Genomic DNA, 13044 nt, shown 5'->3' on the forward strand with positions numbered 1-13044 from the left:
AACAGTTATTTTACATAAGCTAGTAAGGATTATTACCTATTTATACACAAATTCTCTGATGAAGTATTTTCTGCAGGGGGTTCACCCCAAATATTAACTATCTTAATATAAAACTCCAAATTGGAATTGAAATAATCGATACAAGAGTAGAAAAGATAATACATCTGGAAGCAAATATATAGTCTCCATCATATTTAGACGCTAGCATTGCGGTAGCAGTTCCAGCTGGCATTGCAGTTAATATAACCACTACTCCCGTTACTAAATGATCAATTTTAAATATTAAACATAAAGTCCACACTATTAAGGGCAAAATAACAAGTCTTAACACTGTATAATATGCTATTGTTTTATTTACTAAGTTTTTAAAGTCAACTTCTGCAAAGATTGTTCCTATCACTATCATAGAAATTGGTGTATTAGCAGTACTTAAGCTCTTAATTGAGGTATCTAAAAACCCAGGAAGCTTTACCTGCATAAACATAAATAATAGTCCAATATACACTGCCACAATGCATGGATGTGTAAGTACTTTTTTTGTTAAGGTCTTTTTATCAGGAGCTTCCGTGAAAATGGATATACCAGCAGACCACATAACTATTCGTTGAGGAATTAAAAATATAGATGCATAAGCAAGACCCATCATTCCAAAAACACTTTCTGCAATAGGATTTCCAAAAAAACCTGCATTAGAGCATAAAGTGGCATATTTTAATACCTGACTTTGACCTGGACTGCATTTTACATATAATAATTTTCCCAATATAGAACACATAAACTGAATTAATATAGAAATAATTAACACAGTACCAAAACTTATTAAAATACTTTTATTGAAGGTGATCATAAAGGATTTAATAATATTAAAGGGTAGTAAAACATAAAGCACTAGATTTGTTAAGCTTTCTTTACCACTTTCTGAAATTACATTTAGCTTTTTAAGAGCAAAGCCTATAAATATCATTAAGAACATGGTTAACTGCAAGTCAAGTAACTGTTTTATCTCCATAGTTATCCCCACTTTCCATTAACCATTATACTTGTCCAAATAAAAATTCTCAAGATAAATAAACGAATTTACTTTTTTAAAATCCTTGGATTGTGTGAAAAAAATAAAGGAAAAGAAGACTTTTAGAAGAATCTTAGACTGAATAAATTAACTTCTAATAACCATTCGAGAAAAGATTTTGGTACAATAGTAATATCACATTAATAGTAAGGAGATATACTTATAATGAAAAAATTTTTCTTTTGGATGTTCACAATACTTCAAGTGCTTCTACTCATTACAGCTTATGGGATACAATTTTTTTCTATGAAAAAGATGGGTATGATGAGGTATGTAGTATTTATAAATAAAGAATGGCAATCCTTATATCCTATTTCTGTATTACAAGGTTTTGCAATTACATTTTTAATACTATTATGTTCTTCTATTATTTTATATATAAAAATAAAAAAAGATAATTATTTTAAGTCTAAAAAATTTTTACCAATGTTAATAGTAGATATAATACTTACTATTTCATTTGTAACTTTCACTTTAGCGTATTCAACAGTAAGTTATCGCTCATATTATTTTACCAGTTTGATATTAGCGATCACTACACTTATACAGGATATAAAAATTATTCTATATTAAAAAAAACCAAATAACAGATTTAGTTAAGTGCCCTAACTCCATTAATTAATATGATAAAAAAATGTCTGAAGGCCTATTAACCATCAGACATTTAATTTATTTATATTGGGCTGCTGCTTCTTCTGGAGTGATTGCTTGCACTGGATTGTTTGGATCCAACTGCCATGCGAACCATCCGCCATCATACATTTTTACGTTTTTCCATCCATTTTCATATGCCATTAAAAATGGAATAGTTGCTCTCCAGCCAGTACCGCAATAAAATGCGATTTCGTTATCTTTTGTAACTCCTTGTTCTTCCCACATTGCTATAGCTTTATCAAATGTAATAAAGGTTCCATCAGCATTACGGTAATCTGGTTCATCATGACCCCATACAGCTCCTTGTGGCTCCCCTGTTCTTTTGATATAGTCATATCCACTTTCTTTACCTGTAAATTCATCTAAACTTCTTATACTAACTAATCTGAATTTATCATTTTTTGCCATTTCATCCTTTACATCCTTTGGCATAGATAAAAGGTACTCAGGATGTGCTGGTATAGCTACTCCAAAATCTTTCGTAGTTGCTACTGGATTTTCTATATCTTTATTCGTTGAATATCCTGCTTTTGTCCAAGAACTTAAGCCACCATCAACAACCTTTACATTTTCAACTCCAGCCCAAAGACACACAAAGGCAACTCTAGTAGCACCTGAGTCACCACCATAAACAATAACAGTGGTATCTTTTGTTATTCCATAATCCGCCATGAGCTTCTTAATCTCATCACCTGTTCTTATGTTCCAGTAGTCTGGCTCTTCAATATCATCTGTATTTATATGAGCTGCTCCAGGTATGTGGGCTTCTTTGTAGTCTTTAGCCTCACTAACTGGCCCCCAAGACACTTCAAGGATTTTGTAATCTTTTGATTCTGGCTGCTTACCATCAATTACACTTTTTACCCAATCTGCAGAAACAAATACCTTTGTCTTTGTCACAGCCTCAACAGTGTTAGTATTTGTTGAACCATTTGTTGAATTATTTGTAGTTGGTTCAGGTTTAGAAGCGCAACCAGTAGCAAATACAGCAAACATAGTTACAACAAGAATATAAATAAGCAATTTCTTCTTCATGGTATCACTCCCCTTAATATGCATTTTAATATTTTCGCTTTAATTACCAATATAGTATGTTACACTATGTCCAATAATTAGTCGAATAGCATTTTCTAATAATATGTAAAGCTACTATTATTTTTTTTAATAAGGCAAGTACTAATAGTACATAATCATCTACATTTTTATATAACAAATATTGAAAAACTCACAGTGGTTTTTACAAGGCTATGGACAAATGAGATTCGGTTAACCTAATACTAGCATTAGCCTAATTTATTTATGATATTTTCTTTCTATTACTTACAACTGAGAGTTTTAGACGTTGTCAGAATAAAATAATAAGACGAGTGATAAGTTATGTAACCAAACATAATTTATCACTCGCCTTATTTGTTGATTTAAGGTTATTTATAAAAATTTAAATATTCAACAGTTATTATCCATTTTATTACGATTTTTTAGGATTCTTAGCTATAAACATTCCGCTGGATTTAGGTATATCAATACTTCCTTCTCTTAAAATTATATCTTCCAAATACATGTGTAAGTCCTTTATTCTACTATCTGTCATTATATCATGTATGTTTACGTGTCCTTCCAGAGACAAAATATAATCAACTAAGGGCTTTGCTTCTGTTATATGAAGAGAATCTTCATATACTAACATTTCAACAGAATCAAAATGTTTAATTAACTGCTCAGCTCCATTTTCTAATCCAAATTCCTTTGCAACAGAAAAGGATGCATAATCAAGGCGAGAATCAAAATTTCTTACTAAAGCTTTTAATCCCTTCATGTTGTATAAGCTATTTGTAGTAGCATAAAAAGTTCCATGTGGTTTAAGTATGCGAGCAACTTCACTTATTGCTAAATCTCTATCTTTCACATGGTAGAGCATATGATTGGCAATAGCACTATTAAAGGAATCATCTTCAAATTCAATGTTTTGTATATCCATAAGTGAATACTCAAATACTCCATCAATACCTAAAAGACTTTCTTTTGTTGCTTCAAGCATACCTTCAGATAAATCTGTGAGAATAACCCTAATATCCTTTAGTATCCTATTTCTATTATTGGCCCAAATACTTCCATTACCACAACCAAATTCAATAATTCTATCATTGGTTTTAAGCTTATACTGATCAAATACCCAATTTTGCCATCCGTATTTATTTGTACTGAAACCAAGATGTAAAGCTAGTCTAGCATTTAAATTCTTATCTGAATTATACTGAAATTTAACTATATCCCTGTCATTTGCTCTGGACATATAATCACTCCATTCCATTACTAAAAATTAAACCTGACTTTGCCATTACAGTTAAGTTCTTCTTAGTCAATCTTCATCAGGTATACAACAAATTATACCATAATATTACTTTCAATTCATATATTTACATTATCGATTATTCTTGATGATGCAAGAAACATGTTAGCAGACCTTTAACCACTTCTTCCCATCAACAAGTTTTGACACTATCATTGCACAAACTGTATTTCCTGTGGAGTTTAACACGGTTGCAGGGGCATCAATGATTGTGCTGATAACTGCTATAACTGGAAGAGCTTCAGGTGGAAAACCATAAACACTTATTATAAGCATTTCTCCAATCATTCCTCCCCCTGGAATTGCGCCCATAACAGCTCCCACTAAAAACCCTACTGCCAATATAGATAATAAAGCTTCAGTACTATGAAGATCCTTACCGAATAACCCAAATAAGAAAGCTATCTTTAATACTCCCCCAATAACTGAACCATCCTTATGAGTATTAACTCCAAGAGGAATAACAGTTTCAGCAATATCCTTTGGAACTCCAATTTTCTTAGTGGCTTCAAGATTTACTGGTATGGATGCAGCACTAGAACAAGTGGCTAGCGCAGTAACTGTAGGTGCAATAGCATTTTTCCAAAAGGCCTTAAATCCTAATTTTCCTGCTGATAAATAAGCATAAGCACTAAAAATTATAAAATAATTTATTGCCGCTATCACTAAATATAAAATAAATACCCTTAAGTATCCCTCTAATATCTGGGTTCCCAACTGACCCACCACTGTTGCAAAATAACATCCAAGCCCAATTGGTGCATAATACATAATAATTTTTACCATCTTCATCATTACAGCTGCTGATGCATCTAAAAAGTTTTTAACAACCGTTGCTTTTTCGCCAACTAATGCTGTGGATAATCCAAACAAAACAGAAAATACAATTAGCTGAAGCATATTACTTTTAGAAAGTAGTGCTGAAAAGTCCCCCACTGTAATTGTGTTCACAAGCTGTTTTGATAAGGATAACTTTTCAGTATTCTTCCCTACTTCCTCACCTGATTGAGTTAAAATCCCTTTAATAACTTCACTATTTAATCCTTCAGTTGGATTAAAAATTAATACTCCGATAATTGACAATAGTCCAGATATTAATGCAGTTAATGCAAAGGTAATTGCAATGCTTACTACTATTTTGCTTAGTCGATTCATGTTTCCCATATTAGCTATAGACGAAGCTACACTAAAAAAAACTAAAGGTACTAATATAGTGAACATTAAATTAAGAAACAGTTGCCCAAAAGGTTCTAACACGGTTGAACTTGGCCCTAATATAACACCTATAATCCCACCCAGTAATATTGATAAAAGTAACACTAAAGACATTTTGTAATTTTTAAAAAAGTTACTCATAAATTCAACTCCTTAATTCTTTCTAGTAATTATTATAATAGCTACATCTGCAATTTATATTGTAGTTACTGTTCAATTTATTGCAAAAAGTGCTATAATGAGTTTTATAATGGAGGTTACTATATGAATGAAATTAATTCTATTAAAAAAGTAAAAAAAGGATATCTAAATGAAGATTTTCAATTTTTTAATCTGAAGGATAAGTTAAGAAATGAATTTGAGTTTCACTACCATGACTTTAATAAGATAATTGTTTTTATCTCTGGGGATGTTACCTACATAATTGAAGGAAAATCCTATAAGCTAAAACCGTGGGATATATTGTTAGTTGGAAAAAATGATCTTCATTTACCCATAATAAATCCCACCACCCCCTATGAAAGAATGATTTTATGGTTAAATCCATTATTTTTAGAAGAACATAATAGGAATAATTGTAATCTACTAAGCTGTTTTCAACTTTCAACTGAAAGAAAGATGAATCTTATTAGATTAAACAAAATAAGCATTGATTCATTAAAGGAAACTCTAACCAATCTTGATGAGGCCACCAAGGACAAAGCTTTTGGTAGTGATATATTAAAAAACTCCTTATTCCTTCAGTTAATGGTTAAAATAAATAGGTTGTTTTTGGAAATGAACTTTAAGGATAATCTTGAGGATATTAAATATGATCTACGAATCGAGGATATTTTGACCTTTATAAACTCCAATCTAGATAAGGATTTATCTATAGATATTCTTTCCGAAAGATTTTATTTAAACAAATACTACCTAATGCATTTATTTAAGAAAGAAACAGGATACACCTTATATAGCTACATACAAAAGAAGAGAGTAATGAAGGCGGCAGACCTAATAAAAAGTGGCACTCAAGCTGGAGAGGTTTGCTCTCTATGTGGCTTTGGAGATTATTCCACCTTTGTGAGAACCTTTAAAAAGGAGTTTAAACTGTCTCCTAAGCAGTACTTTAAGTACAATAAGTAAAAAATTATAGTTATTACTAATATTGTGCTTTTCCACACCTTTAAAGTTGTTTTTATTTTTAATTAGAAAATCTGTAGCTCAAAGACTTATCATACCTTATATTTGTGAAAAAAGTTTAATTTCATATACAAAAGCAAAGGCTTACCTTGTTTAAGGTAAGCCTTTGTTACATAATAAGAAAGTGCAATCTAGCACATAACTCATTATTATTCATTTTTGCCTAGAATTTTATTCTCATCTATTGATTTTTAGTAGACTGGATATACTTATCTCCCCAAATCCTAAACTGTTCTAACACTGGATTGAAATCCTTTCCTAGATCCGTTAGTGAATACTCTACCTTAGGTGGAATTTCTGAATAAACCTGTCTACTTACCAATCCAAAGTCTTCTAACATTCTTAACTGTTTTGTTAGGGTAGCCTGGGTAATATCCCCCATTCTTCTTTGTAATTCTCCATAACGTAGTGCTTCCTCATTCAAATGATACATAATTAAAATTGACCATTTTCCCGAAAATACTTTTTGTGCTGTAAAATACGGGCACTTTCCAAAAAGACTATCAGTATTCTCCATTATATCTCCTCCTGTAGTATCTTTTAGATACTTACATAACATAAAAATCGTACTTGATATAATAATTGTACATGCTATTATTATTCCGTAATCAATTTTAACATGAATACGTGAGAGGAGCAATAATAATGAAAAAAGCATTAGAATTTTTACAAGAAACTGGTATCTTTTACTTAGCAACTACTGAAGGTGATCAACCAAGAGTTAGACCCTTTGGTGCTGTATTTGAATATGAAGGAAAGTTATATATTGTGACAAGTAATAAAAAAGAATGTTTTAACCAAATGCTAATAAATCCAAAGGTAGAAATCTCTGCTACCAATAGCAAGGGACAATGGATTCGTATCACTGGTGAGGTTGCAAATGATGACAGGAGAGAAGTTAAGGAACTTGCCCTTGAATCTGCTCCTTCTTTAAAACAAATGTATAGCGTTGATGATGGAATTTTTGCTGTTTTATACTTCACTAAAGGAGACGCCACTATATCTTCCTTTACAGCTGCACCAGAGACATTCGCATTATAATTTTCATAAATCAGTAGATCTATAAATCGAGGTATTGGTTTTTCACTTAAGCTATTACAACATCTTAAATATTGTAATAGCTTTTTTTGCTTTGATTCTTATGAAACTTATTTAATATTAGTTATTATTGCAGCAATTATTACAAAAAATAAAATCAGAAAAATAAACTTTTTATTAACTACATAACCCTCAGATATTTATGTGTAGTGCTAAATACTTTATCTATTTTGCAACTCTTCTTTTGAAACAACTCGCCATCCATGAGCTTTAAGTTTCTCTATATATGTTTCTACTTTGATTTCCTCAATTTCTATGACAAGTGGGGTCAAAGAAACCCAGCATTCATCCAAGGCATAATTAATAGTAACTTTTGTAACTTCATATCCATTGTGAAATTTCCCATCAAATCCTTGGTCATCTATTATATCCCCTTGAACAGGACGAATATTAGATTCCAAGGTTTTCATCATTAGCTCTTGTACATTCTTTTCTTTTTCTTCTTTCATCGAGGTTACAAAAATCATTAAATTTATTTTCATTATAGTCTCCTTTTATATATGAAATTTGCAAATTAGTCTTTTCAATTGTTATGGAGCATTATACTAAATGTTATATGGACGCAGAAGTCATGTTTTTTTCTATGACGGAAAATTACCCTGAAATTCTTTTGGGAATTATAGGGTATTTAATAAGATATTAATTTTCATATCTTATTAAATCACTATAAAATTAATAAGATATTCCATAAGTTACTCTTAAGCTATTCTTACTTTACTTCTTATTTTGCGCGAAAAAATCTAGTAACATCTTAACGTACTTCTCAGGATAAATTAAACTTAATTCTCCATGTGCACATTTTTCGAGAATCTTTATAGAACTATTATTAATGGTATCATGAAGTAAGCTTGCAGACCTCTTCATGATGGATATTTCCTTTTCACCAACTAGAATTAAAGTATTTGCATTGGTGTTATATAAGTTTGAAGGCATTGGGTAATCTCCATTACTTTTAGTAATATTGATTAATGATTCTTTTGACATTCGAGAGCTATCCACGTAATAATTTTCAAATAATTCTTCTGGTACACTCAAGGTTTTAGCCTGTAGCTTTGCGTACCATCTTTTTTTAATTAGCCCATAGCACATGTTATACATTGGCACAGTTAATGAAGTTACTACTTTCATGGGATAAACTAATGCACTTTCTATAACAGCATATTCTGTGATACTTTCATCTTGAGATAATACTTCAACAACAATTTGAGCGCCAATTGAAAGGCCGCAAAGGGCAAAAACTTTTCCATTACAACTTTCTTTTATATATCTGATTACCTGTTGTGCGGAATTTTTTATACTTTCAAAAGTAGTATCCCAATTATCACCATGACCATCAATAATAGGCGTAACTATATAATAATCCTTTTGCAGCGCTTCAATCTGTTGTTTCCATGACCACCAAGACAAACCACCCCCATGAAGAAAAACAATAACTGGCATATTTTTGTCCCCAAACTCTTTGAATACCACGTTTCCACCCCCTCCATACATTACAGGTTAACTAACTAACCTTCTTGCAAATTGAATAGATTTATATTTCCATATCAATTGCCTATATTAACTTATTAACTTTCTATGTTTTTTTCACTTAATCCTTAATTTATGCGAACTAAATCATCCCTTGTTACTCACATAAATATACTTTACGCTGCATTAATACTATAAAATTACTATTTATTAAGCTTATAATGCTTTGGCAGTTTAGATTTTAGTTGCTCATCAATTATCCCAATATAAGGATGCCAATCTTTAACATAATCCAATGTTTTAACTAAAAGCACAAGAAGGCTTTTCGCCCAAAACACTGATTGATTTAGTTTATTAACCTCTTCTCTCATAGTTTTTAGCCACTGATCTATTGCAAAGGATGCCTGTGTATGAAGTGACTCTTCATCCTTATTAGATTCATGAACTTCACTTAACTGGATAATAAAACTTGTAATTACTTCATCAATTATCTCTGAAACATGAGTAGCATAATTATTTCCATCTCCTTGCTCCAAAGAAAGTTTTTCCACTACAGGTTTAAAATCCATGTTCCAAATCATAAATAAACCTCCCTTTATTACCTTAATATGTCACATTTACTTAAGATATAATAATTCAATTCTACCATTAAATACTGTAATTAAATACCATTGATTTTTTATTGTTTAAACCTTTTATTTTGAAAACGAACTATTTTATTTAAAAGAATGAATTATATTGAGCCTAATACCTAATGAGGATAGTTAGCCCTATTACATAAAATTAGATTTTTAAAAAGTTATAAAAAAAAAGTGAAATGTAAACGAATTCGTGCTAAAATAATTATGACATCAAAAAACATGTAAAATACATCAAGCTTATTACTTGAGAAAAAATATTTTTTAGAAAAGGAGCTTTAACTATGAATAAACCAATTTTATCAGCTCACTTCGAGTCAAGAATGCCATCAGATGTGAGATTAGCACAAATGAAATATGAAGAGCGTAAAGTTAAACCTGAAGCTGTAATCAATGTAGGTATAGGTAACGTTTCTCTTCCTACAAATCCAGCTATGATGAAAAGAATGTTTGAACTTGGTGCACCTGAAAGCCCATTTGCAAAGGGTATTGTAAGATATTCAACTACTGCTGGTGTTCCAGAGTGCCAAGATGCTTTCAAAAACATCCTTAAATGTGAAGGCTTCGATACAAGCAAATTATTCGTTCAGGTAACTGACGGTGGATCCGCTGCTATGGAATTACTTTTACTTGGTGTTTGCGGTGCTGCTGGTACTGAGGACAAACCTCTTATGGTTATAGATCCTGCATACACAAATTATATCTCTTTTGCAGAAAGAGTAGGACGTAAAATAGTTACAGTATCACGTAATTTAAATGACGATGGAAAGTTTAGCCTTCCAGAACTATCAGGAATCGAAGAAGCAATTAAAAAGCATAATCCTGGAGCACTTCTTGTGATCCCTTATGACAATCCAACAGGACAGTACTTTGATTTCGAAACTCTTAAGCAACTAGCCGAATTATGCGTAAAATACAACATGTGGATGGTAAGTGATGAAGCTTATCGTGAACTATTCTATGATATAAATAACAAGCTTGTAAGTATCTGGGGAGTTACTGATGCTGAAGTACCTGGTATCGAAGGTAGAAGAATCAGTATCGAAACTACATCAAAGGTATGGAATGCTTGTGGTTTAAGAATTGGAGCATTAATCACAGACAGTGCTGAATTCAACAACCGTTCTGTAGCTGAATATACTGCAAACCTTTGTGCTAACGTAATTGGTCAGTACATATTCGGTGCTCTTGCTCATCAGACTAAAGAAGAAATTGCTGAATGGTGTACAAGCATTAGAGAATACTACAAAGAACAAATCTTCAAGGTATATAAAGGTCTTAAAGATCAAGAACCTGGCTTAATTGTTTCTAGCCCAGATGCATCAATATACACAGTAATAGACGTTAGAAACGTTGTAAAACCTGGCTTTAACGGAATTGACTTCATTTTATACTGTGCACAAGAAGGATCAGTTAACATCGACGGAGTTGAAACAACTCTACTTGTAGCACCAATGAAGGGATTCTATAACATTAGCAAAGGTGAAGCAAATCCAGGAAACACACAATTCAGAATTTCCTTCGTTGAAACTCCTGAAAACATGGCAAAGGTTCCTGAATTATTTGTTAAGCTTTTAAGACAGTTTGAAGCTCAAAGATAATAAATACAATATTTATTTGAAATTTCAATAAAACCGCCGACTTAGTTGGCGGTTTTATTTTGTCCTTCAAGATAAACCGTCTAGAAGAACTTGTTAGCTACATTAAATTCCATGAAGGAAACCCAAACCAAAACCTTTGACTTTTCCTTAGTCTATCTCAAGTAAAAATATAATTGCATGTAAAAATGCCTGACCAATATCGGAACTGATATTTTGTCAGACATCTCGGTAACAACACCACTAGTTTTTGTTTTATATCATTTTTACATATTATAAAATCATATTAACTTTCCATATAGTTGAATTGCCAAGGGATTCCGAATTTATCAATTACAGCGCCATATAATTTACTCCAAAAGGTTTCCTGAAGGTCCATGCTTACAGCACCACCTTCTTTCAACTTACTAAATATAGATTTAATTTCCTCCATATCATTTAAAGTTATTGTAAGGTTTATATTGCTTCCTATTGTTAATGGCATATCTGGGAAAACATCTTGAAACATCACATTGCTTCCATTAATGTTAACACTAGCAGCCATCACCATATTTTTCACTTCTTCAAACTGAGGAAATTCCTCACCAGGTTGTTGTGGGGTATCACCGTAGGTCATAATTTGTGGTTTTTCAGTTTTGAAAACCTCCGCGTAAAACTCTACTGCTTCACGACAGTTTCCTTTAAAATTAACAAATATATCAATTGCCATTTTTCTATTCCCCCATAATAACTTATTTTTTATTTTACATAATATATGTTTATTTGTTCTTTTTCACTGGAATTTGGATCTCCGTAAGATAGTTATTGGGATCCTGTTCATTTCCAGGATGTCTTATAGCATATCCACGTTCACTTCCTATAATTTCATAGTCATTGTCTTCAATCCACTTGGCGAGTAACCCTTCACCTTCTGGTAGAATTTTTTCATAGGGACCGTTACAAATAACAGTAGCAGCTAAGTCAATTGGTTCTAATTCCTTGAATACAAAACTATCTATACTTTTACCCATCTCTTTTACGGGAATTGCCACTTCAATATCTACATCTTGCTCTTTGTATTCCATTTCATGGTAAAGTGCAATAGCAGCCTCCTCCAAGATTGGATACATGGAATTATCACCAATAAAGCTGTATAGTCTCTCCCAAAGCTGTTCTTGGTAACTATAATCAGGTACTACTTCTCTAAGTGACAAAACCTGAATTTTCGGTATCTCCTTCAATACAACATTTTCGCAGGTAGTTGTATAATTTCCCTTTTCTATCCTATGAAGGGTGCCTTTTAACATTTCAATTTTCCTATTTTCTTCAGCTATCTTTTCTTGTATTTCATTGAACTTCCGATTCAGCACTTTATCCATATTTTCTTTTTCTTCAAAGCTATCAAGGATATCACTGATCTCTTCGATAGAAAAACCCATGTCCCGAAGTGAAACAATTCTCAATATCAACGGAATCTGAGTGGCACTATATAGCCGATATCCGTTGATTTTATCTATTTCTGCAGGGAAAAACAATCCGCACTTCTCGTAATGCCTTAGCATACGTGGAGAAACTCTAACCAGCTGTGAAAACTTACCTATATTAAACATTCTTGCACCACCTGTTTTTGTATAATCTAGATTATAGACTTAATATAATACTTGACACTATGTTAAGGTCAAGCACTATTTATAAATTTCATATTTCTTTTTTCTTTAATTCAACTACAGATTTAATAACACTGAACTTTGTAAATCCAATAAAATTCTTTTATTTAGACACCTGAATATA

General features: G+C 31.7%; 14 protein-coding genes. 4 read left to right on the forward strand and 10 right to left on the reverse strand.

Annotated features, from left to right (window positions below):
- Positions 1-97 precede the first annotated feature (97 nt).
- On the reverse strand, positions 98-1009 hold the full coding sequence (locus tag RR409_RS02295; protein ID WP_332556100.1) for an AEC family transporter: 912 nt from the start codon (positions 1007-1009) through the stop codon (positions 98-100).
- Positions 1010-1234: 225 nt separating this feature from the next.
- Between RR409_RS02295 and RR409_RS02300 the strand changes: the two genes are divergently transcribed.
- Positions 1235-1642 (forward strand): hypothetical protein, encoded by a 408-nt coding sequence (locus RR409_RS02300; protein ID WP_332556101.1) that lies wholly within the window; start codon positions 1235-1237, stop codon positions 1640-1642.
- A gap of 96 nt (positions 1643-1738) precedes the next feature.
- Here the strand turns inward: RR409_RS02300 and RR409_RS02305 are convergent, their stop codons facing one another.
- From RR409_RS02305 to RR409_RS02315, 3 genes are all read right to left on the reverse strand, one after another.
- Entirely contained in the window at positions 1739-2758 is a 1020-nt protein-coding gene (locus tag RR409_RS02305; protein ID WP_332556102.1) for a rhodanese-like domain-containing protein, read from the reverse strand.
- 433 nt (positions 2759-3191) lie between these two features.
- Complete coding sequence (locus RR409_RS02310; RefSeq protein ID WP_332556103.1) at positions 3192-4016, reverse strand: class I SAM-dependent methyltransferase; 825 nt, start codon at positions 4014-4016, stop codon at positions 3192-3194.
- Between the two features lie 162 nt (positions 4017-4178).
- Complete coding sequence (locus RR409_RS02315) at positions 4179-5429, reverse strand: dicarboxylate/amino acid:cation symporter (RefSeq protein WP_332556104.1); 1251 nt, start codon at positions 5427-5429, stop codon at positions 4179-4181.
- A 123-nt stretch (positions 5430-5552) separates the two neighbouring features.
- Between RR409_RS02315 and RR409_RS02320 the strand changes: the two genes are divergently transcribed.
- Positions 5553-6416: an AraC family transcriptional regulator gene (locus RR409_RS02320; protein ID WP_332556105.1), complete on the forward strand. Its 864-nt coding sequence runs from the start codon at positions 5553-5555 to the stop codon at positions 6414-6416.
- A gap of 238 nt (positions 6417-6654) precedes the next feature.
- Here the strand turns inward: RR409_RS02320 and RR409_RS02325 are convergent, their stop codons facing one another.
- A complete protein-coding gene (locus tag RR409_RS02325; RefSeq protein ID WP_332556106.1) occupies positions 6655-6990 on the reverse strand; it encodes a helix-turn-helix domain-containing protein in 336 nt (111 codons plus the stop codon).
- A gap of 128 nt (positions 6991-7118) precedes the next feature.
- Here RR409_RS02325 and RR409_RS02330 point away from each other — a divergent pair, with 128 nt between their 5' ends.
- Positions 7119-7514: a pyridoxamine 5'-phosphate oxidase family protein gene (locus RR409_RS02330; RefSeq protein ID WP_332556107.1), complete on the forward strand. Its 396-nt coding sequence runs from the start codon at positions 7119-7121 to the stop codon at positions 7512-7514.
- Between the two features lie 218 nt (positions 7515-7732).
- Here the strand turns inward: RR409_RS02330 and RR409_RS02335 are convergent, their stop codons facing one another.
- The 3 genes from RR409_RS02335 to RR409_RS02345 all read right to left on the reverse strand — a co-directional run bounded on the left by RR409_RS02335 (position 7733) and on the right by RR409_RS02345 (position 9619).
- Positions 7733-8053 carry a hypothetical protein gene (locus tag RR409_RS02335; RefSeq protein WP_332556108.1) on the reverse strand — a complete coding sequence of 107 codons (321 nt, stop codon included), beginning with the start codon at positions 8051-8053 and terminating at the stop codon, positions 7733-7735.
- 232 nt (positions 8054-8285) lie between these two features.
- Entirely contained in the window at positions 8286-9041 is a 756-nt protein-coding gene (locus RR409_RS02340; protein ID WP_332556109.1) for an alpha/beta hydrolase, read from the reverse strand.
- Positions 9042-9241: 200 nt separating this feature from the next.
- Positions 9242-9619 (reverse strand): hypothetical protein, encoded by a 378-nt coding sequence (locus RR409_RS02345; RefSeq protein WP_332556110.1) that lies wholly within the window; start codon positions 9617-9619, stop codon positions 9242-9244.
- Positions 9620-9960: 341 nt separating this feature from the next.
- On the opposite strand from RR409_RS02345, the gene RR409_RS02350 reads away from it, so the two are divergent.
- Positions 9961-11277 carry a pyridoxal phosphate-dependent aminotransferase gene (locus RR409_RS02350; RefSeq protein WP_332556111.1) on the forward strand — a complete coding sequence of 439 codons (1317 nt, stop codon included), beginning with the start codon at positions 9961-9963 and terminating at the stop codon, positions 11275-11277.
- Positions 11278-11560: 283 nt separating this feature from the next.
- On the opposite strand, the gene RR409_RS02355 is transcribed toward RR409_RS02350, so the two are convergent.
- Positions 11561-11983, reverse strand: a complete 423-nt coding sequence (locus RR409_RS02355; RefSeq protein ID WP_332556112.1) for a VOC family protein — start codon at positions 11981-11983, stop codon at positions 11561-11563.
- A gap of 49 nt (positions 11984-12032) precedes the next feature.
- Positions 12033-12863: a MerR family transcriptional regulator gene (locus tag RR409_RS02360; RefSeq protein ID WP_332556113.1), complete on the reverse strand. Its 831-nt coding sequence runs from the start codon at positions 12861-12863 to the stop codon at positions 12033-12035.
- Positions 12864-13044: the final 181 nt, after the last annotated feature.

The organism is Clostridium sp. (genome assembly GCF_036642255.1).
GTDB lineage: Bacteria > Bacillota > Clostridia > Clostridiales > Clostridiaceae > Clostridium_J.